The sequence below is a fragment of the Streptomyces parvus genome, from assembly GCF_032121415.1.
In the GTDB taxonomy this organism is placed as follows: Bacteria; Actinomycetota; Actinomycetes; order Streptomycetales; family Streptomycetaceae; genus Streptomyces; species Streptomyces globisporus_A.
Genome location: NZ_CP135079.1, coordinates 1,427,391 through 1,449,114 on the forward strand (window position 1 = coordinate 1,427,391; position 21,724 = coordinate 1,449,114).

The window sequence follows — 21,724 nt, forward strand, 5'->3', positions numbered from 1 at the left end:
GCCATCCACGTCGCATTCAAAGGTGAGACAACTTCTCTGGAGGTGTGCGGGTGACCGAGCAGGACTCCGCCGGCACGACGCCCCCTGCCGCGGGTATCGCCGAAGTACTCGGGCGACGGCTTCCCGCCGGCCGGGTGGTGACTGATCCTGACATCGTCGCCGGTCTCTCCCACGACCAGGCGGTGTGGGCGCCGGCCGGCCGAGCGGTGGCCGTCGTACGCGCCAGGAGCACCGACGAGGTCCGCACCGTGGTCCGTGCGTGCCTGGAGCAGGGCGTCCCGTTGGTCGCACGCGGCGCCGGTACCGGATTGTCGGGGGGCGCCAATGCCGTCGAAGGCGGCGTGATCCTCGCGCTGGACGGCATGGACCGGGTGCTGGAGGTCGACGAGCTGGAGCGCATCGCCGTCGTGCAGCCCGGTGTGGTCAACGACGACCTGCGCGCCCACGTAGCGACGCTCGGCCTGTGGTACCCGCCCGACCCCGCCAGTTCGCCCTGGTCGACCATCGGAGGGAATGTCGCGACGAACGCCGGCGGAGTGTGCTGCCTCAAGTACGGCGTCACGCGCGACTACGTCCTCGGTCTCGAGGTCGTGACCGGCACGGGCGAGGTGGTCCGGCTCGGGCGCCGCACGTCGAAGGGCGTCGCCGGCTACGACCTTGTGGGACTCATGGTGGGCGCCGAGGGCACTCTCGGCGTCGTCACCGAGATCACGGTCCGGCTGCGACGTCTGCCTCCGGTCGGCGTGACCGCCATCGGCTACTTCGACAGCGTCGCGCAGGCCGGTGACGCGGTGCGTGCGACCGCTGCCGCCGGGCTACGGCCTGCCGCCCTGGAACTCGTCGACCGGCACTGTCTGCGCGCGGTCGACGCCTGGAAGAACATGGGGCTCTCCGCCGAGGCGGACGTGGTCCTCCTGGCCCGCTTCGACGATGAGGGCCGCGCCGCCGAGGACGGCGCCCGACAGATCGTCGACTGCTTCCGCGGGGCCGGCTCCACCTGGGCGGACCGGTCGGAGACAGCCGAAGAGGCCGAGATGCTCTTCGCGGCCCGCCGACTGGCCTTTCCCGCGCTCGAGCGGCTGGGGCCGGTACTCACGGAGGACGTCTGCGTGCCCATCGGGGCGGTGGCCGAGATGCTGGCCCGCATCGACCGGACCGCGGAGAAGCATCGGATAACCATCGCCAACATCGCACACGTCGGCGACGGCAACCTGCATCCGCTGCTCGTGACGGAACACGGGGACGCGGCGGCTCAGATCCGGGCCCGAGCGGCGTTCGACGACATCATCGCGGACGCCCTGGAACTGGGCGGGACGGTGACCGGTGAGCACGGCGTGGGACTCCTCAAGCGGCACGGCCTCACCCGTGAACTCGGCCCGGCCGTCCTGGAGATGCATCGCGCCGTGAAACGTGCGCTCGACCCGGCCGGCATCCTCAACCCCGGCAAGGTGCTCGGGCCGGAATGACCCCTCGGCCGAGATTCCAGCTCGGAAGCGAGGCCGGCCGGACCGGGCGCGGTGCGCGATCGCCGGCCGCAGCCGACTCCACCGGCGCCGCGAACGCGAGGCCGACCGCTTCCTCGCGTTCGCCAGCATCGTCCGCACCCTCGTCCGGTACCGCCGAGTCGCCGGAGGAGATGGCTTCTCAGGGGTCAGTCGGCGAGGGCGACGGCCGACCGTACGGCGAGGGCGCGGCGGAGGTCGTCGAGCTGGTCGACGAGCTTGCGGCGCAGGGCCGGGATGAGGGCCGGGTCCTCCAGGGCGCGTAGGCCGGTGCCCAGGCTCGCGGGGTCGACGGCGTACACCGGGAAGGCGTGGCGTCCGGCGGCCTCGGCGATGGCGGGGCCCCTGCGCGCGGCGAGCGCGACGGCGTCCGGGTAGAAGCGGGAGACGTAGTCGTCGGTCAGCTTTTCCTGTCCGGGCTGCCAGAACCCCTGGGCGGTGGCGGTGAAGAGGTAGTTGGACAGGGTGTCGTCGGTGAACAGGGCGTCCCAGGCCGCGGCCTTGGCCTCGGGGGTGGGCAGCGCGGCACGGCATCGGGCGGCGCCTTCGCGGCCGGTGGCGCTCGGGTCGGCCGCCAGCTCGGTGGCGATGGCTGCCTCGTCGGTGGCGCCGAGGACGGCGAGCCGGGTGAGGATGCGCCAGCGCAGCTCGGGGTCGAGCTCGGGTCCGCCGTGGACGGTGCCTTCGTCGAGCCAGCTGCGGAGCGTGTCCGGCTGGGTGGCGGCGTCGATGAAGTGGCGTACGGCGATGAGGCGCAGGCCCGGCTGTGAGCCGTCCTCGGTGCGGCGGATAAGGTCGCGGCAGAGGTCGGTGAGCGTGCCGCGGGCGGCGGGCAGGCCCTCGGGGAGGGTGTAGCGGTCGACGACCTGGCCGGCGGCGAAGGACAGGACGCCCTGGACGAGCGCGAGGTCCGTCTCGTACGGGAGGTGGGTGCGGGCGGCCGCGAGGTAGGTGGCCGGCGGGAGTTCGGCGTCGCGGACCATGTCGCGGGCGGTGTTCCACAGGACGGCCCGGGTGAGGGCGTCGGGGATGCCGGAGAGGCCGGTCAGGACGGTGTCCCAGGAGGCGGTGTCCAGGCGGATCTTGGCGTAGGTGAGGTCGCCGTCGTTGAGGACGACGAGGGCGGGGCGGCGGCCGGGGCGGATCGTGGGTGTCCCGTCGCCGGGTACGTCGGTCTCGAAGCGGTCGCGCAGGGCGAGGTGGCCGGGTCCTGCCTGGGTGTTCAGGGCGTGGTCGTAGGCGCCGACGGTGATGCGGTGGGGTCGGGAGCCCTCGCGGGTGATGGTGAGCGCCCAGGACTGGCCGTTGCCGTGCGCGGTGGGCCCGGCCGGTTCGGTGGGTGCGGGGGCGCCGACCTCGGCGGTGAGGGTGTCGATGCCGGTGGTGCGCAGCCACTGTTGGGCCCAGGCGTGGACGTCGCGGTCGGTGGCGGAGGCCAGGTTGTCGATGAAGTCGGCGAGGGTGGCGTTGGCGAACTTGTGGCGGGCGAAGTGGGCGTTGATGCCGGCCAGGAAGTCCTTCTCGCCGAGCCAGGCGACGAGTTGGCGCAGGGCGGAGGCGCCCTTGGCGTAGCTGATGCCGTCGAAGTTGAGGAGGGCGGACGCGGTGTCGGGGACGGCGTCGGGGTCGGGGGCGACGGGGTGGGTGGAGGGGCGCTGGTCGGCGTCGTATCCCCAGCCCTTGCGGGCGACGCCGAAGTCGACCCAGGTGTCGGTGAATCGGGTGGCTTCGGTGAGGGTCTGGTAGCCCATGTACTCGGCGAAGGACTCGTTCAGCCAGATGTCGTCCCACCAGGTCAGGGTGACGAGGTCGCCGAACCACATGTGGGCCATCTCGTGGGCGATGACCATGGCGCGGGTCTGGCGCTCGGCGTCGGTGACGGCGGACCGGTAGACGAACTCGTCGCGGAAGGTGACGAGTCCGGGGTTCTCCATGGCGCCCGCGTTGAACTCGGGGACGAAGGCCTGGTCGTAGGAGTCGAACGGGTAGGGCTCGTCGAACTTCTCGTGGTAGCGGTCGTAGCAGGCGCGGGTGATGTCGAGGATCTCGTCGGCGTCGGCGTCCAGGTACGGGGCGAGGGAGCGGCGGCAGTGGATGCCGAAGGGCAGTCCGGCGTGCTCCGTGGTGATCGAGTGCCAGGGCCCCGCGGCGATCGCGACGAGGTAGGTGGAGATGAGGGGGGTGGGCGCGATGGTCCAGCGCCCCTGTCCGGTGCGTTCGGCGACGCCGTTGCCGAGGACGGTCCAGCCCGCGGGGGCGGTGACGTCGATGGCGAAGACGGACTTGAGGTCGGGCTGGTCGAAGGCGGCGAAGACGCGTTGGACGTCCTCCATGAACAGCTGGGTGTAGACGTAGGTCTCGCCGTCGGTGGGGTCGGTGAAGCGGTGCATGCCCTCGCCGGTGCGTGAGTAGCGCATCGCGGCGTCGATGTGCAGTTCGTGGGGGCCGGCGGTGAGCCCGGTGAGGGGGTAGCGGTTGCCGTCGAGGAGGGCGGGGTCCAGGGGCTGTCCGTCGAGGCTGATCGAGCGCAGGGTGGCGGGCTTGACCTCGACGAAGGTGTCTCCGGCCGCGCGGGCGGTGAACCGGATGGCGGTGGCGGAGTCGAAGGTCTCCTCGCCGGTGGTGAGGTCGAGGGCGATCGTGTACCGCTCCACGTCGAGGATCTGGGCTCGGGTCTGCGCTTCGTCGCGCGTCAGTACGGACATGGCCCCATGCTGCCGTACGGGGGACGGCGGGCGCAGCGGGGTTCTCCCTGGGCGGACGGACGGGCAGAGGGCGTGATCGTGCCGGGTGGGTACCCCCGGGGGCTGCTGCCGCTTACCCTCTCCTCGGCGCGGCACACCGAGTACCGAGGACGTCCCTCATGACGCTCACGCCTGCGCCCGAACCCGTCGTTCCGAGACCCGGGCCGGCGGCCCCGCCCGCCGCGGACGGTCTCCGGTCACCGGAGTCCCCGCGCGGTCCCGCTCCCGTGCTGCCGCGAGCGCTCTGCGAGGCGGCGCTGACCGCGCTGCTGCTGTTCCTGGTCGTGACGGCTGTGCGGTGGCTCGTCGGGCCGGACCCGGCGGCGGCCGCCCGTCCGGCGGTGCTGGGCGGCGTCGTCGGGACCGTGGTCGCCCTGTTCATGATGTCCCCGCCCGGCCGGTGTTCGGGCGGCCATCTGAACCCGGCCGTCACCCTCGCCCTGTGGCGGCTCGGGGCCTTCCCCGGCCGCGAGGTCATGCCGTACGCCGTGGCCCAGTTGGCAGGGTCGGTGTTCGGGGTGTGGTGCGCGGGGCTGGTGTGGGGTCCGGCGGCCGGGCGCCCGCCGGTCCGGCACGCTTCGGTGCGGGCCGATCCGGCGTGGGGCGACGCGGCGGTCCTGGCGGCCGAGGCGGGGGTCGTGGCGGGGTCGACGCTGATGCTCGCCGTGCTGCTCGCGTCGCCGGGCGGGCGCCGGGTCCTGCCGTACGCGGTGGGGCTGACGACGGCCCTGGTGATCGGGGTCCTCGGCCCGCTGAGCGGCGGATCGGCGAACCCGGCGCGGCAGTTCGGCCCGGCCCTGCTGGCCGGGGACACCGGCCGGCTGTGGGTGTACGTTCTCGGGCCGGCCGTGGGGGCGGTGCTCGGCGCGTGGGCCGCGGGGCGGATGGGGCTCCGGCAGGCGGCCCGGTAGCCGCTCAGGCGTCCCGCGCCTGGCCGTTCTCCGCCTCCTCGGCGATCCGCTCGTGGTGCCGGATCACCTCGGCGATGATGAAGTTCAGCAGCTTCTCGGCGAACGCCGGGTCCAGGTTGGCGCTCTGCGCCAGCTCCCTGAGCCGGGCGATCTGGCGGGTCTCGCGGGCGGGGTCGGCGGGCGGCAGCCGGTGGTCGGCCTTGAGGCGGCCGACCTGCTGGGTGGCCTTGAAGCGTTCGGCCAGCATGTGGACGACGGCGGCGTCGATGTTGTCGATGCTCTCGCGCAGCCGGTTCAGCTCGGCCCGGACGGTCGCGTCGATCTCGCTCGTACTCATGGTCAGCGAGCTTAGACGGCCGCCCTCACGGCCCGATCGTCGGCGGGTCGTCGGGGTCGGGTACCTGGTCGCTCCAGCCGCCGGGCACGCTGCGGCCCTGCTGTTCGCGGAAGCGGACGGGGGCGGTGCCGACCCGGCGGGCGAAGAGCCGGGAGAAGTAGGCGGGGTCGTCGTAGCCGACGCGGCGGGCCACGGCGGCGACCGGGAGGTCGGTGGCGGCGAGGAGTTCCTTGGCCCGGCCGAGACGGATACCGAGCAGGTAGTCCTTGGGGCTGCAGCCGGCGCCGCGCCGTACGGCGGTGCGCAGTTCGGCGGGGGTCATGCCGTGCCGCGAGGCGTGCTGGGCGACGGTGAGCGGCTGGTAGGCGTCGCGGGCGAGCGCCTGGAGCACCGGGTCGCCGTCGGGGCCGATGCCGGCGCGGGCGCGGCGCAGGGAGACGAGGAGTTCGTGGACGGCGGCCCCGGTCTCGGCCTCCAGGAGGGGGTTGCCGCGGCGGGCGGCGCGCACGATGCGCCCGACGGCGGCGCGCGGGGCGGCGGTGTCGGCGAGCGGGACGAGGGGGCGTTCGGGCTCGATGTAGCCGAGCTCGGTGTACGTGGCGGTGGCGGGGCCGGTGAAGTCGACGAAGCTCTCGTCCCAGCCGGTGCCGGGGTCGGCGCCGTAGTGGTGGGGGGTGCCGGGGGTCAGCCAGATGAGGCTGGGGCCGGTGACGGGGGTGCGGCGGCCGTCGGGGCCCTTGAACCAGCCGGTGCCGGAGTTGACGATCACGGCGACGTGGTGGTCGAGGGTGCGGGGTCCGACGGTGGGCAGCGCGCCGTGCTGGAGGCCGACGCCGAGGCAGACGAGGCCCAGGCGGTGGTGGAGCGGGCTCGGGGTGAAGAAGCGCATCCAGGTGTGGTACATCGCGGCTTTCCCCTCCCAGGTAGTCCTCGGCCGCCGGACCCGGGCGGTCCGTTGCGTCCAATCAACAGCGATCTTTGTCCATGGACCCGGTGCGCGCCAGGGGTGACAGTGGTCGGACCAATCGACCCGGGGGCCGCCGGTTGCGGCCGAGCACAGGAGCGTAACTGCACCATGACCGACTTCACCGTGGGGGACGACGGCTTCCGGTTCGACGGGGAGCCCGTACGGCTGCTGTCGGGCGCCCTGCACTACTTCCGGGTGCACGAGGAGCAGTGGGAGCACCGGCTCGCGATGCTCGCAGCTATGGGCCTGAACTGCGTGGAGACGTACGTACCGTGGAATCTGCACGAGCCCCGGGAGGGTGAGGTCCGGGACGTGGGGGCGCTCGGCCGGTTCCTGGACGCGGTGGAGCGGGCGGGGCTGTGGGCGATCGTGCGGCCGGGTCCGTACATCTGCGCCGAGTGGGAGAACGGCGGTCTGCCGGTGTGGGTGACGGGCCGGTTCGGGCGGCGGGTGCGGACCCGGGACGCGGAGTACCGGGCGGTGGTGGAGCGGTGGTTCCGGGTGCTGTTGCCGCAGGTGGTGCAGCGCCAGGTGGCGCGGGGCGGTCCGGTGGTCCTCATCCAGGCGGAGAACGAGTACGGGAGTTTCGGCAGCGACGCGGTGTATCTGGAGTGGCTGGCGGGGCTGTTGCGGCGGTGCGGGGTGACGGTCCCGCTGTTCACGTCGGACGGTCCGGAGGACCACATGCTGACCGGGGGTTCGGTGCCGGGGCTCCTCGCGACGGCGAACTTCGGTTCGGGGGCGCGGGAGGGCTTCGAGGTCCTGCGCCGGCATCAGCGGCAGGGCCCGTTGATGTGCATGGAGTTCTGGTGCGGCTGGTTCGACCACTGGGGGGCCGAACCGGTGCTGCGGGAGGCGGCGCAGGCGGCCGGGGCGCTGCGGGAGATCCTGGAGTGCGGGGCGTCGGTGAACATCTACATGGCGCACGGGGGGACGAACTTCGCGGGCTGGGCGGGGGCGAACCGCGGTGGCCCCCTGCAGGACGGGGAGTTCCAGCCGACGGTGACGTCGTACGACTACGACGCGCCGGTCGACGAGTACGGGCGGGCCACGGAGAAGTTCCACCTGTTCCGGACGGTTCTTCAGGGGTACGCCAAGGGGCCGTTGCCCGCGCTGCCGCCGGAGCCGCAGGGGCTGGCCGGACCGCTGCGGGCGGAGTTGACCGGGTGGGCGGGGCTCGGGGACGTACTGGAGGCGCTGGGCGATCCGGAGACGGAGTCGGGGGTGCCGCCGACCTTCGAGGAGCTGGGCGTGGACCGGGGTCTGGTGCGCTACCGGGTGGCGGTGCCGGGGCCCCGCCAGGCGTATCCGCTGGGCGCCTCGGGTCTGCGGGACCGGGCGGTGGTGTACGTGGACGGGGTGCGGGCCGGGGTGCTGACCGAGGAGTCGGGCACGCTGCCGGAGCCGGTGGCGGGGCCCGCGGAGGTCGAGCTGTGGGTGGAGTCGCTGGGCCGCGTCAACTACGGGCCGCGGCTCGGCGAGCCGAAGGGGGTCACGGGCGGAGTGCTGCACGAGCGGCAGTATCTGCACGGGGTACGGGCCCGGGGGCTGCGGCTGGCCGCCTTCGACGCGCCGGGCGCGGTGGCGGCGCTCCCGTTCGCGCCGGTGGAGGCCGCGGCGGGGGCGGGCGACGCGGGGCGGACGGGGCTGTTCCGGGGTGCGTTCACGGTCGAGGGCGCGGCGGGCGTCGGTCACGCGGGGCTCGAACTGCCGGGCTGGACGCGCGGGTTCGTCTGGGTGAACGGTTTCTGCCTGGGCCGGTACTGGTCGGCGGGCCCGCAGCGAACGCTGTACGTGCCGGGTCCGGTGCTCCGCGAGGGCGCCAACGAGGTGTGGGTGCTGGAGCTGGAGGGCACGGGCGAGCCGTGGGTGGAGCTGGGTCCGGGGGCGCCCGTTCGTGCGGGCACCCCCGGGGTGGTTCAGCCGTGATCACCGGGCTGACGTCCGACGATCGGGTGGCTCAGGCCTGAGCCGGCAGGTCGCTCCGCGTGGGGTCGGAGCCGCTCCGTACGGGTCAGAGCGAGTCGGCCGCGGAGGCGATGTCGGCCGCGAAGTGGGAGACCTGGGTGTAGACGCCCGGGTAGTTCGGGCGGGCGCAGCCCTGGCCCCAGCTGACGATGCCGACCTGGACCCACTCGTCGGAGTCGTCCTTGCGGAACATCGGGCCGCCGGAGTCGCCCTGGCAGCTGTCGACGCCACCGGTGTCGAGGAGGCCGGCGCACAGCTCCTCGTCGGCGACGAGGCCGCTGTAGGCGCCCTGGCAGTCGGAGTCGGAGACGAAGGGGACGTCGGCCTTGAGGAGGTGGCGCTGCTGGCTGCCGCCTTCCTTGTCGGCGCCCCAGCCCGCGACGGTGAAGGTGCCCTCGTCGTAGGCGGCGTCGGTGGCGATCTTCAGCGTGGGCTGGTCGATCGGCTGGGCGAGCTTGATCAGCGCCCAGTCCTTGCCGGTGCCGTTGTAACCGGGGGCCTGGAGGACCTTGGCGGACTTGACCGTGATCGCGTCGGGCGACTCGAGGTCGGCGACGCCGCCGGTCACGGAGATCGAGGTGTTGTCGCCCGAACCGTCCACGCAGTGGGCGGCGGTGAGGACGATGTCCTGGGTGTAGAGCGAACCGCCGCAGCCCATGGAGAGCCGGACCATGAACGGGAATTCACCCTGTTCGGCGCGTTCCCCGCCGACGATCGGCTGGGGGGCGGCGGAGGCCGGCTGGAGGCTGACGGTCGCGAGGGCGACGGCGGCCAGGGCGACGGAACACCTTTTCAGCGCGCTCGGAAGCTTCACAGATGCCTGCTTTCGTGGGGGGATTTCGTGTGGGGGGTTGCTGTGGGGGGTTGCGGTACCGCGTTGCCGTGCAGGAGTCCCTGTACGGCAGGCCGGACGTGCTGACGCGCTGTGGGTTGCGCGGTCCGGCGCGCGTGCCCCTGCCGGGTGACGGCCTCCGGCACGGAGACCGGATTAGTCATGTACGCGACAAGAACACTCCGATTATCGGCGTCGGGTGACCGCTGCCACAAGGTGCTCTTTTCAGCCAAGATCATCAGGTGGCTTTCCGGCCCCCCTCCCCCGCCCGGCATACAGTGGAGATCCGTCGACCGTCGCGGATGGGGGATTCCGGCGTGACGAACAGTCCTCCGGGCGCACCCGTCGCCCATGGCTTCCCGCATCTGGACACGGTCCGCTCCGCCGTCACCGCGCTCTACCGGCGGCTCTCGGCGGACGGCGTCCGCGCCTACGCCACCAGCCTCGCGCCCTCCGACGCCGCGTTCGCGGACGAGGACGACCTGCATCTGGGAGCCCAGCGGGTGGCGCGTGCCCTGGTCCAGCACCTGCGCCTCCCCGAGGCCCGGATGATCGTCGGCTTCCGGGCGATGGAGCACGCGGCGAGCGTGGAACTGGCCGCCGGCCCCGAGTACTTCATCGAGCTGAACGACCGCTTCCGCACCCACCGCAGGGACATCGGGGCGGCGCTCGCGCACGAGGTCACCCATGTGCTGCTGCACCGGCTCGGCCTGGAGTTCCCCGGTACCCGCGCCAACGAGATCCTCACCGACACGACGACGGCCTACCTCGGCGCGGGCTGGCTGCTGCTGGACGCGTTCCGGGAGGACGCCACGTCCCGCCAGAAGCTCGGCTATCTGACGCCGGAGGAGTTCGGATACGTCCTGGCCAAGCGGGCGTTCGCCTTCGACGAGGACCCCTCCCCGTGGTTCACCAGCCCCCAGGCGTACACCGCGTACACCAAAGGGCACCGGCGGGCGCTGGACGATCTGCGCAGACCTCCGCTGACCGCCGCCGGCTGGACGGGCCGCCGCCGCTACGCCAAGGACCGGCGGTACGCCCAGGACCACCCCGACGCCGCCCCGGACCCGAACGTTCCGTACGTCTTCGAGACCGGCGCCGAAGGGCTGCGCGTCTCCTTCCCCTGCCCCACCTGCCACCAGCGCATCCGGCTCCCCGTCCGGGGCCGGGTCAGCGCACGGTGCGGGCTGTGCCGTACGCGCCTGGAGTGCGACACCTGAGCAGCGGGGCTGTCCGTGGTCCCCCGTAGGGTCGAAGCATGACGAACGAGCCGATCAGGGACGAACCAAGCCTGTTCGACGCGCTGTACGAGGACGAGAACACGGTCGTACGGGCGCTGCGCGCGGGTGCGCGGGCCGAGGCGAGCGACGAGGAGGGCACGACCGCGCTCTACACGGCCGCGGTCCAGGACCGCCCCGAGATGGTGCGGCTGCTGCTCGCGGCGGGGGCCGACCCCAACCGGGCGAGCGGGCCCGAGGCCGGTGATCTGCCGCTGTGCGGGGCGGCGTGCGGCGGGCACACCGAGGTGGTGGAGGCGCTGCTGTCCGCCGGGGCCCGGCCGGATCTGCGGGAGGAGTTCGGCTTCACCGCGCTGCGCTGGGCGGTCGGCCTGGGGCACGCCGAGACGGTCGAGGCGCTGCTCGCCGGGGGCGCGGACCCGCTGCTGCCGGGCCCGCGGGGCGAGGCGATGCTGGTGCTGGCGGCGCAGCGCGGCTCGGTGCGTACGGTACGGGCGCTGCTCGCGCACGGCGGCGCGGCGGAGGGACAGGAGTCCGCGGTCGCGGTCGCGCTGGCCGAGGCGCGGCGCATCGCCGGACTCGATCCGGAGCGGGAGCTGCTGCGGCGGCTGGAGGAGATGTACGGCCCCGGGCTCGACACGGTGGTGCTCCGCGAGCGGCGGGACGGCGAGGAGACCGTGGCGGTGGAGCTGCTCCGGGACGGGGTCCCGTCGGCGGGGGTGGACCAGCACACGGGGCACGCGGAGATCGTGACGCTGCTGGAGGGGTGGACCTGAGCCGGGCCCGGGCCGGACGTGAGCCGAACGTGGGCTGGGCGCGGGCCGGACGTGAGCCGCGCCTGAGCGGAAGGGGCGCCGGCCCCGCCCCCCTCACCGTCCGCGCTGCCACGCCTCCCGCGTCAGCTCGTACTCCACCTCGCCGTGCTCGGAGCCCTCGATGACCTCCGGCCAGTCCTCGGTGTAGGCCCGCAGAAAGGTCAGCCCCGTCTTCTCCATCACGCGCCGGGAACCCGTGTTGACCGCCATGGTGTTGGCGGTGACACGCTGGACCCCGAGGTCCGTGAACCCCTTGTCGACCAGGGCGCGTGCTCCTTCGGTGGCGTATCCACGGCCCCAGGCGGCCCGGTTCAGCCGGTAACCGAGCTCGACCACGGCGGGGTCGTGGTCGTCCAGCGGCCGGAGTTCGAACCAGCCGAGGAACGCCCCCGTGTCCTTCTCCCGTGCGATCCAGTAGCCGCGGGTCCCGGTGCACGCGTGGTCGTGGAGGAGCCTCGGCAGGGTCCGGTCCCGGATGTCCTCGGCACTGGTGGGCCTGCCGCCGTTGATGTAGCGCATGACGGCCGGGTCGTTGTCGAGCGCGAGCAGGTGGGGGGCGTCGGCGGCTGTGGCGGGGCGCAGGGCGAGCCGGTCGGTCTCCAGGAAGGAATCGGTCTCCGGAAAGGCCGGGGAGACCTGCGGGGTGGTGGTGAGCCGGAGGGTCAGCCCCTCCGGGCTCGACAGCCGTGCGGCGCCTCCGGTGAGGGTGACGAACTCACCGCCGAGCTCGCGGGCCCGGGCGGCGGCGCGGTCCGGATCGCCCACGGCCACGCACAGCTCCCATTGCGGCGCGGTCCCGGGCGCGGCTTCCACGAACGTGGCCCGGGCGAGCGGAGCGCCGGTCGTCCCGCTGTAGAAGTGCCGGGCACGCTCGGGGTCCGCGCAGACCAGGACCATGTGATGAGGGATCGCCACGCCCTCGTCCGGAGGCGATACCGGCCACCCCGCGAACCCCTGGGGCCGCCAGAGGGAGACGGCCGCGCCCACGGGATCGATCAGGGTGGCGGTCCGGCCCTGGTCCCCCGCGTCGAAGGGCGGCAGAAGGATCTCTGCGCCGTTCTCCGCCGCCACCGCCGTACGGCGGTCCACGTCGTCGACCGCCAGGCAGTAGGCGACGTGGGCGGGCAGGTCCGGCGGGTGGACGGGCTGCGCGAGGTCGCTCAGGCCTCCGATCCGGTGGTCCCCGGCGGAGATCTTGACGGCCCGGCGCCAGTCCGCCTCGTCCACGGCGAAGTCCCAGCCCAGCACCGCCGAGAAGAAGGCGGCGGTGCCGGAGGGGTCGCGCGTCTTGAGGTCCATCCAGCAGAACTCGTTCAGGGGGCCGTGCCGTGTCATCGTGTGCTCCTCGGGTGTCCTGTGCTGGATACCGGGCGCCTGGACGTCCGTGCAAGCGAGTTTCCCCCCGAAGCCCCGAAGCCCCTGATCTCCCGAAGTCCCTGAAGGCCGTGAAGCCCCCAAGCCGCTGGGGCCGTGGGGCCGCCGCCGCGTGGCCGTCTACGACGCCCCGTACACCTGCCCCGGCTTCTCCGCGTCCGCCGGCAGTCGGCGCACCGCCTCGCCCGCCTCGACCGGGGACCTGCGCGCGCCCCGGTCGTCGGTGGGCCCGGGGCGCCAGCCCTCCATGAGGGAGATGCGGCCCGCCACAGCGACCGCGACCCGTGCCGAGCACTGCGTGATCGCCTGCGCGGAGGCATGGCGGGGCGACGGGGATATCGTGGCCAGTCCGATGGGCGCGGTGCCGTCGGTGGGAGCCCGGCAGCAGGCGGAGAAGGCCGCGGCCTGGGGTGCGGACGCGGTGATCGTGCAGGGCGGCGAGGGCGGCGGCACACGGGCGGTCGCCACCACGGTGCTGCTGCCCCAGGTGGTGGACGCGGTGGACATCCCGGTGATCGCGGCCGGCGGCTTCCACGACGGCCGGGGCCTGGTGGCGGCGCTGGCGTACGGGGCGGCGGGGGCGGCGATGGTCGAGGGCCGGACGGACCTCGGGATCATGGCCTCGGGCCAGGTGGCGGCCTTGATCGAGGACCTGCCGAGCGTGGCGGGGCTGGTGGAGCGGGTGATGGCGGACGCGGAGCGGAGCCTGATGGCCCTGGGTGCGATGACGGGCCGGCCCGGCGCTTGAGGGCCCCTTTGCCCGGGACCGAGGACGGGGCGGCCACACTCAAGCCCGTCCGGCGATTGAGGACACCTCTACCCGAAGCCACGGACCAGGCGGCCACACCCCAGCCCGTCCCACGATTGAGGACAGGGCCTCAGCCGAGATCGGCCCGCACCCGCCCCCGGCCCGGGGCTTACGGCGCTCCGCCCCGGGCCCCGGTCCTCAATCGACGGCTTGAAAGGCGCCCCCTACGCCGCCCGGCGCCGCCGCGAAGGCGCGCCCGAGCGGGCCGGGGTGCCGGAGCGCGCAGCACCGGCCTGCGCGGCGGTACCGGCACCGGCACCCGACCCGCGCCGCCCCCGCCCCCGGCTCCCGGAGCGCACCGTGCCGGCGCCGCCGGCGGCGCCGGAGCCCGACCGGGTCCGCTGCTTCGGCGGGGTCGGCTGCGGGACCTCGATCACGATCGCGACGCCCGACGGCTCACGGGCACCCGTGATCCGGCTCAGCTCCTCGTCGCTGGACGTGACCCGTGTGGTGCGCGGCGCGATGCCCGCGTCCTGCATCAGCCGGGTCATCTCGCGCTTCTCGTCGGGCAGCACCAGCGTGACGACGCTGCCGGACTCCCCGGCACGCGCCGTGCGCCCACCGCGGTGGAGGTAGTCCTTGTGGTCGGTCGGCGGGTCCACGTTGACGACCAGGTCGAGGTCGTCGACGTGGATGCCGCGCGCCGCGACGTTCGTCGCGACGAGCGCGGTGACCTGACCGTTCTTGAACTGGTCCAGCGTCCGGTTGCGCTGCGGCTGGGAGCGCCCGCCGTGCAGGGCGGCCGCCCGGACACCGCTGGCGAGCAGCCGCTTGGCGAAGCGGTCGGCGGCGCGCTTGGTGTCGACGAACATGATCACCCGGCCCTCACGGGCGGCGATCTTCGTGGCGACGGCCTTCTTGTCGGTCTCGTCCAGGACGTGGAGCACGTGGTGCTCCATCGTCGTGACCGCACCGGCGGACGGGTCGACGGAGTGCACGACCGGGTCGGTGAGGAACATCTTGACGAGCCGGTCGATGTTCTTGTCGAGGGTCGCGGAGAACAGCATGCGCTGGCCGTCCGCCTCGACCTGCTTGAGCAGGGCGACGACCTGCGGCATGAAGCCCATGTCGGCCATCTGGTCGGCCTCGTCGAGCACGGTGATGGCGACCTGGTCCAGGCGGCAGTCGCCGCGCTCGATGAGGTCCTTGAGCCGGCCCGGGGTGGCGACGAGCACTTCGGCGCCGCGCCGCAGGGTGGCGGACTGCTTGGTGATCGACATGCCGCCGACGACGGTGGCGAGCCGCAGGTTCACGGCGGTCGCGTACGGGGTCAGCGCGTCGGTGACCTGCTGGGCCAGCTCGCGCGTGGGGACGAGGACCATGGCCAGCGGGGCGCGCGGCTCGCTGCGGCGGCCGGCGGTCCGGGCCAGCAGGGCCAGGCCGAAGGCGAGGGTCTTGCCGGATCCGGTGCGGCCCCGGCCGAGGATGTCGCGGCCGGCCAGCGAGTTCGGCAGGGTCGCGCCCTGGATCGGGAACGGCTCGGTGACACCCTGCGCGGCGAGGGTCTTCAGCAGCCCGGCGGGCATGTCCAGGTCGGCGAAGGCGTCGACGGACGGCAGCGCGGGGGTCACGGTCTCCGGCAGAGCGAACTCGGCGGGCGGTGCGACGGCGGGCTTGCGGCGGGCCGCGGGCTTGGAGCCGCCCTGGGCCCGGGAGCGGGGTGCGCCGCCCCGGCCGTTCGAGGGTGCCGGGGAGCCGGCGCCCTGGCCGCGTCCCCGGCCACGGGCCGGTCGGGAGCGGGGGGTGCGGTCCTGGCGTTCGGAGCTGGTCATACGGAATTGCCCTCCTGGGGGGATTCCTGGGCCACTGCCGAATGGGTTACTGCGATGTGCCGGCCCGGCCGTTCCCCGTGCGCCCCCAGGATGTGCGCACAGAACGGCTTGTTTGGTCGGACAGCACAAACCGGGGCCCGCACCTTCACGGTGCGGGCCCCGGTCAGCGAGGTACGCGTCCGACGATCAGACCGGGACGATGTTCTCCGCCTGCGGGCCCTTCTGGCCCTGCGTGACGTCGAAGGAGACCTTCTGGCCCTCCTGCAGCTCGCGGAAGCCGGAGGCGTTGATGTTGGAGTAGTGGGCGAAGACGTCGGCGCCGCCGCCGTCCTGCTCGATGAAGCCGAAGCCCTTTTCCGAGTTGAACCACTTCACGGTACCGGTGGCCATGTCATTCTCCTAAAACAGGTGCAGTGCCGGAAATCCGCACTTTACGAATTCCAAGTCGCCGCATTGAGCCCCATCCGGAGAAAGCCGGAAAACAATAAAGCGCCTGACGAAGCATTCCCGTCAGGCGCACATAAAGTTCATGGGTACCAAAACTGCAACGCGGACCACCCTAGCACGCCCTCCCCCGCGGCGGTGGATCTTGACACGCCGCCGCGGGTCGGGGACAGCGCTCAGAGCCGCTCGATGATGGTGACGTCGGCCTGTCCGCCGCCCTCGCACATGGTCTGGAGCCCGTAGCGGCCGCCGGTGCGTTCCAGTTCGTGGAGCAGGGTCGTCATGAGCCGGGCGCCGGTGGCGCCGAGCGGATGGCTCAGGGCGATGGCCCCGCCGTCGACGTGGTGCCGCCCGCGACGAGGAGGTCCTGGGTGCCGGATAGGACGCCCTGGGCGGCGAAGTGGAGGGCCTGCTGCGAGGAGCCGCACTGCCGGTCGATCGAGGAGCCGCACTGCCGGTCGATCGAGGAGCCGCACTGCCGGTCGATGGTGGCGCCGGGGACCTCTTCGGGCAGGTGGGCGGCGAGCCAAGACGTACGGGCGATGTCGCCGGCCTGCGGTCCGACGGTGTCGAGGCAGCCGAAGACGACGTCCTCGACGGCGGCCGGGCCGACGCCCGATCGGGCGATCAGCTCGCGCAGCACATGGGCGCCGAGTCGGCGGGGTGGGCGGCCCCGAGGCCTCCTCCGCGCCGTCCGACGGGGGTGCGTACGGCTTCGACGATGTAGGCCTCGGCCATGGCTGCTGCTCCTCACGCGGGCACAGGGGGCACAGGCGTACGGCTAGGTGCGCAGGGCGATGCCGTCCAGGACCATCGAGAGGTACTGGCGGGCGATCTCCTCGGGGCTGTGGTGTCCGCCGGGCAGGTACCAGGAGGCGGCGACCCAGACGGTGTCGCGGACGAAGCGGTAGGTGAGGCGGATGTCGAGGTCGTCGCGGAAGACGCCTTCGGTGACGCCGCGTTCCAGGGTGCCGAGCCATGCCTTCTCGAACTTGGTCTGCGAGTCGGCGAGGTAGGCGAAGCGCGGCTGGGTGGCGAGGTGCTTGGACTCCTTCTGGTAGATCGCGACGGCGGGGCGGTGCCGGTCGATCTCCCGGAAGGACTCGGTGACCAGGGCCTCGATGGTCTCGCGGGGGCCGAGGCCGGCGGCCAGGACCTCGTCGTAGCCCTGCCAGAGCTCGTCGAGGAAGGTGGAGAGGATCTCGTCGATCATCGATTCCTTGGAATCGAAGTGGTAGTAGAGGCTGCCCGCGAGCATCCCGGCCTCGTCGGCGATGCGGCGCACGGTGGTGGCGTTGTATCCCTGGGCGGCGAAGACCTCGGCGGCGGTGGCGAGCAGTTCCCGGCGTCGCTCCGGCGTGGGGGTCACCTGGGGCTTCTTCTTGGTAGACACCCGGCCATTGTCCGCCCGCGGCCCGGGTGTTCACGCAGGTGCCCGTGCGGGCGCTCACGCATGCTGGCTGCTGACGGGGACGACCTCGCCGGTCATGCAGGAGGAGTAGCCGCTGGCGAGGAAGACGATGACGTTGGCGACCTCCCAGGGTTCGGCGGGCCGGCCGAAGGCATCCTTCCCGGTGAGTTCGGCGAGGAGTTCGGCGGAGGTGACCTTGGCGAGGTGAGGGTGGAGGGCGAGGCTGGGGGCGACGGCGTTGACGCGTACGCCGTAGTCGGCGGCCTCGACTGCGGCGCAGCGGGTGAGGGCCATGACGCCGGCCTTGGCGGCGGCGTAGTGGGCCTGGCCGCGCTGGGCGCGCCAGCCGACGACGGAGGCGTTGTTGACGACGACTCCCCGTACGCCCCGGACGCGGACGCGGCGGACGCGGTGTTCACGGTGACCGGCGACGAACTGCGGCTCGCCCCGGGCCCCGGTCAGCTGTCGGCATCGGCCGATCCGGCGCGCCGGCTGTTCCGTCCCGAGCCGGGCGGCGCCCCGGTCGCCCAGGCCCGGCGGTACGGGCAGCGGCATGGGCGGCAGGCGACACGGCCGCCTTCGCCACGGCGGCCCTGGCGCTCGGCTGCGGGGAGGAGCTGCTGCGGGCGACCGTGGCGTACGTGAAGCAGCGCACCCAGTTCGGCGTGCCCGTCGGCTCCTTCCAGGCGGTCAAGCACCGCCTCGCGGACACCCTGCTCGGCCTGGAGTTCGCCCGCCCGCTGCTGTACGGGGCGGCGGTGGAGCTGGCCGAGGGGTCGCCCGGGGCCGGGGCGGCGGTCGCGGCGGCGAAGGTGACGGCGGGTGAGGCGGGGTACGCGGCGGCCCGCACCGCGCTGCAACCGCACGGCGCGGTCGGCTACACCGAGGAGCTGGACCTGGCGTGGTGGCTGCGCCGGGCCCGGCCGCTGCGGGACGCCTGGGGAACGCCGTCCGCGTGCCGGGCCCGGGTGCCGGCGGGGTGAGCGCCCCTGCGGCCGCCCGCCCCGGCCGCGGGGACCGTTGTCACTTCCGGCGCACGGTGCGCAGGGGTTGCCCCGGTCGCCAGGACCGGATGACCAGCTCATCGTTGTCGAGCCCGATACGGACCACCTCGGTCAGTTCCGCACGGAAGAGGTGGAAAGGCTCGGGCGGCGTGGCCTCCTCGATGAAGCGGGCGATCACCTCCGGGTCGGTGATCTCCACGGCCCGGCCGCTGACCCGGACGTCGCCGTCGTTCATCTCGGCGTCGGGGCCCGGGTTGGCGTGGAGCGCGAAGCGCGGGTCGCGGCGCAGGTCCAGCGCCTTGAGCGAGTCCGGCATCATGCCGAGCAGCAGCTCACCGAAGCGGAAGTCGGCCTCCAGACCGGTGACCCGGGGCGACCCGTCCTTCCGCAGGGTGGCGAGGACATGGTGCTTGTAGAGGCGGAAGCGGGCTCGCACGGTGTCGGCGAATTCGGGCTCGGCGGCGGCGAAGCCGTCCCAGGGGGCGGGGGCGTGCGAAGGTGAAGAAGACGTCATGGACGCCATGCAACACCGGATACCCGACAACTCCTGTCGGTGTTTGTGCGCGACATGCAGACGAATTCCGGCGAGCCTGGCACCACCACCGCCGCCGCACCCCTCACCGCCTCAGGCGTGGTTCTCCGGAGCCCGCCGGGTGAGCCTCAGCATCACCTCGTCGTACTCCTCGTCGACGCGGCGGCTCTCCTCCACGAAACCCATCCGCGCGTAGAAGCCACGAGCCCCCGTGTTCTTCTCGTACACCTCAAGGGTCAATGAGCCGTGCAGCGCCGCCGCGTGCTCGACCAGGCGCCGGCCCACCCCGGTGCCCTGTGCCTCCGGGGCCACGAAGAGGCCGCCGATCTCGGCGTCCAGGAGTCCCAGCAGGGCCACCACCCGGCCGTCCGTCTCGGCGACCCAGTTCTCGGCGTGGACGAGGTAGATCTCGCGCATCTTGCGGGCGCGCTCGCCCTCGCCCTCGCCGGGGATGAAGGGGTGGGCCAGGCCGCCGGCACGGGACCAGACGTCCATCGCCGCGTTCTCGTCCGCGGCGGCGTAGCGGCGGATCACAGTGCTTCCGGATACGTTTTCGGGCATGCGTGGGACCGTATCCCGCGACGGGGAGATCGGCAGCCGAGTTTCCGGCCCGCCAAGGGCCGGTCGGTCACGTGCGGGAGAACGTGATCAGCACCGCCTGGCCCATCGTCCGCAGGACCCCGGGCGGCCCCCCGGCCGCCAGCACCGCGTCGTAGCGGTCCAGCCGGACACCGCCGCCCCCGCCCGCCAGCTCCGCGCCGTCGTCCAGGGAGACGGCGAGGACCGCGCCGCCCTCCGGCGGCAGCAGGCGGACCGTGCCGCAGACGACGGCGGTCTCCGCCCGCTTACGGGTCCTGCGGTACATGACGTTGAGATTGACGACGGGCCCGCCCAGCAGGAAGCCCTCGGTGGGCAGATCGCCGGGGAAGCCGTGCGGCCACAGGGGCTCGTCCACGATGTGGTGCTCGCCGCCGACGACCAGGTCCATGCCCGCGCCCTCGACCACGGTGAGGATGCGGTCCACACCGGGGAAGGCGGAGAAGGGGCCGTCGGCGGTGACGTCCGCGAGGCTGACGCGCCAGTCGAAGGCGTCGGCTCCCGCGTCCTCGGGGCCGGTGGCGATCTCCCGGGTGAGCCCGCCGCCGTTCTTCCAGGGGGCGGCGGTCAGGTCGGCGGCGCGCAGGATCCGTACGGTCACCGGACGATGCCCGCCTCGCGGGCGGCGGCCAGCCAGAGCGGGAACTCGGCGACGAGCCGGTCGTACAGCTCGGAGTCCGGGACCTTCCGGGGGTCGGGGCCCGCGTGGAAGTACCCGGCGTTGTCGACGGGCCGCTTGGCGGGGACGGCCAGCTCGTCGAGCTTGCGCAGGAAGTCGAACTGGCTGCTGCGGGTGTCGCCGAAGCCGACGAACTGCCAGAACAGCGGCAGCTTCGCGGCCTTGCAGAGGTAGCGTTCGGCGGCGAGCTTGTTGATCGGGCCGCCGTCCGTCTGGAAGACGACCAGGGCGGGCGCGGTGGAGCCGCTGTCGAGGTAGTGGTCGATGACGGCGTCCATCGCCAGGTGGTAGCTCGTCTTCCCCATGTGCCCGAGGCCCGCCGCGATCTTCTCGATCCGGCCGCGGTGGTTGTCGAGGGCGATGTCGGTGACCGCGTCCACGTCGGTGGAGAAGAAGACGACGGGGACCGTGCCGTCGTCGTCGAGGTGGGACGACAGGCCAAGGACCCGGTCGGCAAGCGCCTGGACGCTGCCGTCCGTGTAGTAGGGCTTCATCGAGCCGGAGTAGTCGATGACGAGGTAGACGGCCGCGCGGTGACCGCCCAGGCCGTGCTTCTCCAGCGAGACCCCGGCGCTCTTGTAGAGGCTGACCAGGGCCGGAGCCGTCTCCTGGACCTTGGTCAGGCTGATGGCCGGGCCGCCCCTGCCCACGGCCGTGTCCACACCGTGCATGACGGCTCCCCCCATTCGGCGTTCCGCGTTCCGCGGAGTCCGAGCGTAGGCCACGGCCGGGCCCCGGGCGCACGGCCCGTCACACCGGTTCGCTATCTTGATCGCCGCCGCCCCCACCGGCCCCGTTGCCCACCCCCAGTGAAGGAGCCGGCCATGGAGGCCGCCGCCACCACGTGCTACCGCCATCCGTCCACCGAGGCGTTCGTCCGCTGCACCCGTTGCGACCGCTACATCTGCCCGGACTGCATGCGGGAGGCCTCCGTCGGCCACCAGTGCGTGGAGTGCGTGAAGGAGGGGCAGCGGTCGGTGCGGCAGTCCCGTACGGTCTTCGGCGGTGCGATGTCCCGGGCGACGGCGCCGGTGGTGACGTACGTCCTGATCGCGCTCAACGTGCTCGCCTACCTCGGCGAGGTGGTCCGGCCGGAGATCGTGGACCGGTTCGCGGTGCTCGGGGCGCTGCTCACCGGGCCGGACGGCGAGCAGTACTACTACCGGGGTGACACCTTCCCGGGGTACGAGCTGACGGGGATCGCGGACGGCGAGTGGTACCGGCTGGTGACCGGGGCCTTCCTTCACCTGCCGCCGGACGCGTCGTTCGGGGTGATGCACCTGCTGTTCAACATGTTCGCGCTGTGGAACATCGGCAGGGCGGTGGAGGGGCAGCTCGGCCGTGCCCGCTATCTGGCGCTGTACCTGCTGTCGGCGGTGGGCGGTTCGGTCCTGGTGTATCTGCTGGCCCCGGACACCTCCACCGTCGGCGCCTCCGGTGCGGTCTTCGGCCTGGCCGCCGCGTACTGGGTCATCCACCGGCGGCTCGGCCACGACATGGCGGCCGTCAACCGGTTCATGGCCGGGTTCCTGCTCTGGATGGTGCTCTCGGCGCTGTTCACCTCGTGGCAGGGTCACCTGGGCGGGCTGCTGACCGGGGCGCTGGTGACGTACGGCCTGGCCTACGCACCGGCGAAGCTGCGGACCGGGCCCCTCCAGCTGGCGGGCGGGCTGGTGCTGCTGGGGCTGTTCGCGGTGGCGGTGGTCATGAGGACCTCGGCGCTGACGGGCGGCTGAGCGCCCCGGGGCGCAACGGCCCCGGACGCGCCACGGCGCCCACTGAGTCCGGT

The 21,724-nt window shown here is 73.1% G+C and carries 19 protein-coding genes and 4 pseudogenes; 8 read left to right on the forward strand and 15 right to left on the reverse strand.

Going from position 1 to position 21,724, the window contains the following annotated elements; genetic code table 11:
- The first annotated feature begins 95 nt into the window (after positions 1 to 95).
- The gene (locus RNL97_RS07540) at positions 96 to 1,466 is read left to right on the forward strand and encodes an FAD-binding oxidoreductase (RefSeq protein ID WP_030583201.1); all 1,371 of its coding nucleotides are present in this window, start codon (positions 96 to 98) and stop codon (positions 1,464 to 1,466) included.
- A gap of 185 nt (positions 1,467 to 1,651) precedes the next feature.
- On the opposite strand, the gene pepN is transcribed toward RNL97_RS07540, so the two are convergent.
- Positions 1,652 to 4,207, reverse strand: a complete 2,556-nt coding sequence (pepN, locus tag RNL97_RS07545) for an aminopeptidase N (protein WP_313750501.1) — start codon at positions 4,205 to 4,207, stop codon at positions 1,652 to 1,654.
- Positions 4,208 to 4,365: 158 nt separating this feature from the next.
- Between pepN and RNL97_RS07550 the strand changes: the two genes are divergently transcribed.
- Positions 4,366 to 5,157, forward strand: coding sequence for an MIP/aquaporin family protein (locus RNL97_RS07550; RefSeq protein ID WP_313750502.1), 792 nt, complete (start codon positions 4,366 to 4,368; stop codon positions 5,155 to 5,157).
- Between the two features lie 4 nt (positions 5,158 to 5,161).
- Here RNL97_RS07550 and RNL97_RS07555 read toward each other — a convergent pair whose 3' ends face one another.
- Both RNL97_RS07555 and RNL97_RS07560 read right to left on the reverse strand, forming a co-directional pair.
- The gene (locus tag RNL97_RS07555; RefSeq protein ID WP_030583208.1) at positions 5,162 to 5,494 is read right to left on the reverse strand and encodes a chorismate mutase; all 333 of its coding nucleotides are present in this window, start codon (positions 5,492 to 5,494) and stop codon (positions 5,162 to 5,164) included.
- 25 nt (positions 5,495 to 5,519) lie between these two features.
- Positions 5,520 to 6,398 (reverse strand): AraC family transcriptional regulator, encoded by an 879-nt coding sequence (locus tag RNL97_RS07560; RefSeq protein ID WP_313750503.1) that lies wholly within the window; start codon positions 6,396 to 6,398, stop codon positions 5,520 to 5,522.
- Between the two features lie 171 nt (positions 6,399 to 6,569).
- Between RNL97_RS07560 and RNL97_RS07565 the strand changes: the two genes are divergently transcribed.
- Entirely contained in the window at positions 6,570 to 8,390 is a 1,821-nt protein-coding gene (locus RNL97_RS07565; RefSeq protein WP_243313770.1) for a glycoside hydrolase family 35 protein, read from the forward strand.
- Positions 8,391 to 8,475: 85 nt separating this feature from the next.
- On the opposite strand, the gene RNL97_RS07570 is transcribed toward RNL97_RS07565, so the two are convergent.
- Positions 8,476 to 9,243 (reverse strand): S1 family peptidase, encoded by a 768-nt coding sequence (locus RNL97_RS07570; protein WP_030583217.1) that lies wholly within the window; start codon positions 9,241 to 9,243, stop codon positions 8,476 to 8,478.
- A 320-nt stretch (positions 9,244 to 9,563) separates the two neighbouring features.
- On the opposite strand from RNL97_RS07570, the gene RNL97_RS07575 reads away from it, so the two are divergent.
- Entirely contained in the window at positions 9,564 to 10,481 is a 918-nt protein-coding gene (locus RNL97_RS07575) for a hypothetical protein (protein WP_030583221.1), read from the forward strand.
- A gap of 38 nt (positions 10,482 to 10,519) precedes the next feature.
- A complete protein-coding gene (locus tag RNL97_RS07580; RefSeq protein ID WP_313750504.1) occupies positions 10,520 to 11,275 on the forward strand; it encodes an ankyrin repeat domain-containing protein in 756 nt (251 codons plus the stop codon).
- A 93-nt stretch (positions 11,276 to 11,368) separates the two neighbouring features.
- Here RNL97_RS07580 and RNL97_RS07585 read toward each other — a convergent pair whose 3' ends face one another.
- Together RNL97_RS07585 and RNL97_RS07590 are read right to left on the reverse strand one after the other, a co-directional pair.
- The gene (locus tag RNL97_RS07585; protein ID WP_050500064.1) at positions 11,369 to 11,980 is read right to left on the reverse strand and encodes a GNAT family N-acetyltransferase; all 612 of its coding nucleotides are present in this window, start codon (positions 11,978 to 11,980) and stop codon (positions 11,369 to 11,371) included.
- A gap of 366 nt (positions 11,981 to 12,346) precedes the next feature.
- Positions 12,347 to 12,649, reverse strand: a pseudogene (locus RNL97_RS07590) (VOC family protein); the annotation flags it as partial.
- A 295-nt stretch (positions 12,650 to 12,944) separates the two neighbouring features.
- Between RNL97_RS07590 and RNL97_RS07600 the strand changes: the two are divergent.
- A complete protein-coding gene (locus RNL97_RS07600; RefSeq protein WP_398867042.1) occupies positions 12,945 to 13,436 on the forward strand; it encodes a nitronate monooxygenase in 492 nt (163 codons plus the stop codon).
- 224 nt (positions 13,437 to 13,660) lie between these two features.
- Here RNL97_RS07600 and RNL97_RS07605 read toward each other — a convergent pair whose 3' ends face one another.
- The 5 genes and pseudogenes from RNL97_RS07605 to RNL97_RS07625 all read right to left on the reverse strand — a co-directional run.
- Positions 13,661 to 15,268: a DEAD/DEAH box helicase gene (locus RNL97_RS07605; protein ID WP_030583232.1), complete on the reverse strand. Its 1,608-nt coding sequence runs from the start codon at positions 15,266 to 15,268 to the stop codon at positions 13,661 to 13,663.
- 186 nt (positions 15,269 to 15,454) lie between these two features.
- Positions 15,455 to 15,658 carry a cold-shock protein gene (locus RNL97_RS07610; protein ID WP_030583235.1) on the reverse strand — a complete coding sequence of 68 codons (204 nt, stop codon included), beginning with the start codon at positions 15,656 to 15,658 and terminating at the stop codon, positions 15,455 to 15,457.
- A 230-nt stretch (positions 15,659 to 15,888) separates the two neighbouring features.
- Positions 15,889 to 16,450: pseudogene (locus tag RNL97_RS07615) on the reverse strand (thiolase family protein).
- Positions 16,451 to 16,493: 43 nt separating this feature from the next.
- On the reverse strand, positions 16,494 to 17,105 hold the full coding sequence (locus tag RNL97_RS07620; RefSeq protein WP_313750505.1) for a TetR/AcrR family transcriptional regulator: 612 nt from the start codon (positions 17,103 to 17,105) through the stop codon (positions 16,494 to 16,496).
- Positions 17,106 to 17,159: 54 nt separating this feature from the next.
- Positions 17,160 to 17,510: pseudogene (locus tag RNL97_RS07625) on the reverse strand (SDR family oxidoreductase); the annotation flags it as partial.
- Here RNL97_RS07625 and RNL97_RS07630 point away from each other — a divergent pair.
- Positions 17,505 to 18,106, forward strand: a pseudogene (locus RNL97_RS07630) (acyl-CoA dehydrogenase family protein); the annotation flags it as partial. The pseudogenes RNL97_RS07625 and RNL97_RS07630 overlap by 6 nt on opposite strands.
- A gap of 40 nt (positions 18,107 to 18,146) precedes the next feature.
- Here RNL97_RS07630 and RNL97_RS07635 read toward each other — a convergent pair.
- The 4 genes from RNL97_RS07635 to RNL97_RS07650 all read right to left on the reverse strand — a co-directional run bounded on the left by RNL97_RS07635 (position 18,147) and on the right by RNL97_RS07650 (position 20,606).
- Positions 18,147 to 18,650 (reverse strand): pyridoxamine 5'-phosphate oxidase family protein, encoded by a 504-nt coding sequence (locus tag RNL97_RS07635; RefSeq protein ID WP_030583240.1) that lies wholly within the window; start codon positions 18,648 to 18,650, stop codon positions 18,147 to 18,149.
- A gap of 102 nt (positions 18,651 to 18,752) precedes the next feature.
- Complete coding sequence (locus tag RNL97_RS07640) at positions 18,753 to 19,220, reverse strand: GNAT family N-acetyltransferase (protein WP_030583243.1); 468 nt, start codon at positions 19,218 to 19,220, stop codon at positions 18,753 to 18,755.
- Between the two features lie 67 nt (positions 19,221 to 19,287).
- Positions 19,288 to 19,857 (reverse strand): HutD/Ves family protein, encoded by a 570-nt coding sequence (locus tag RNL97_RS07645; protein WP_313750506.1) that lies wholly within the window; start codon positions 19,855 to 19,857, stop codon positions 19,288 to 19,290.
- The gene (locus tag RNL97_RS07650; protein ID WP_313750507.1) at positions 19,854 to 20,606 is read right to left on the reverse strand and encodes a vWA domain-containing protein; all 753 of its coding nucleotides are present in this window, start codon (positions 20,604 to 20,606) and stop codon (positions 19,854 to 19,856) included. Before RNL97_RS07650 ends, RNL97_RS07645 begins: the two co-directional genes overlap by 4 nt.
- A gap of 153 nt (positions 20,607 to 20,759) precedes the next feature.
- On the opposite strand from RNL97_RS07650, the gene RNL97_RS07655 reads away from it, so the two are divergent.
- Positions 20,760 to 21,671 carry a rhomboid family intramembrane serine protease gene (locus RNL97_RS07655; RefSeq protein ID WP_313750508.1) on the forward strand — a complete coding sequence of 304 codons (912 nt, stop codon included), beginning with the start codon at positions 20,760 to 20,762 and terminating at the stop codon, positions 21,669 to 21,671.
- Positions 21,672 to 21,724: the final 53 nt, after the last annotated feature.

What these genes read in the sequence shown, in the direction of transcription:
- RNL97_RS07610 (WP_030583235.1), bottom strand. Translation starts at nt 15,658, where the DNA reads ATGGCCACCGGTACCGTGAAGTGGTTCAACTCGGAAAAGGGCTTCGGC.
- RNL97_RS07550 (WP_313750502.1), top strand. Translation starts at nt 4,366, where the DNA reads ATGACGCTCACGCCTGCGCCCGAACCCGTCGTTCCGAGACCCGGGCCG.
- RNL97_RS07565 (WP_243313770.1), top strand. Translation starts at nt 6,570, where the DNA reads ATGACCGACTTCACCGTGGGGGACGACGGCTTCCGGTTCGACGGGGAG.
- RNL97_RS07650 (WP_313750507.1), bottom strand. Translation starts at nt 20,606, where the DNA reads ATGCACGGTGTGGACACGGCCGTGGGCAGGGGCGGCCCGGCCATCAGC.
- RNL97_RS07555 (WP_030583208.1), bottom strand. Translation starts at nt 5,494, where the DNA reads ATGAGTACGAGCGAGATCGACGCGACCGTCCGGGCCGAGCTGAACCGG.
- pepN (WP_313750501.1), bottom strand. Translation starts at nt 4,207, where the DNA reads ATGTCCGTACTGACGCGCGACGAAGCGCAGACCCGAGCCCAGATCCTC.
- RNL97_RS07575 (WP_030583221.1), top strand. Translation starts at nt 9,564, where the DNA reads ATGGGGGATTCCGGCGTGACGAACAGTCCTCCGGGCGCACCCGTCGCC.
- RNL97_RS07635 (WP_030583240.1), bottom strand. Translation starts at nt 18,650, where the DNA reads ATGGCGTCCATGACGTCTTCTTCACCTTCGCACGCCCCCGCCCCCTGG.
- RNL97_RS07560 (WP_313750503.1), bottom strand. Translation starts at nt 6,398, where the DNA reads ATGTACCACACCTGGATGCGCTTCTTCACCCCGAGCCCGCTCCACCAC.
- RNL97_RS07600 (WP_398867042.1), top strand. Translation starts at nt 12,945, where the DNA reads ATGCGGCCCGCCACAGCGACCGCGACCCGTGCCGAGCACTGCGTGATC.
- RNL97_RS07580 (WP_313750504.1), top strand. Translation starts at nt 10,520, where the DNA reads ATGACGAACGAGCCGATCAGGGACGAACCAAGCCTGTTCGACGCGCTG.
- RNL97_RS07655 (WP_313750508.1), top strand. Translation starts at nt 20,760, where the DNA reads ATGGAGGCCGCCGCCACCACGTGCTACCGCCATCCGTCCACCGAGGCG.
- RNL97_RS07640 (WP_030583243.1), bottom strand. Translation starts at nt 19,220, where the DNA reads ATGCCCGAAAACGTATCCGGAAGCACTGTGATCCGCCGCTACGCCGCC.
- RNL97_RS07605 (WP_030583232.1), bottom strand. Translation starts at nt 15,268, where the DNA reads ATGACCAGCTCCGAACGCCAGGACCGCACCCCCCGCTCCCGACCGGCC.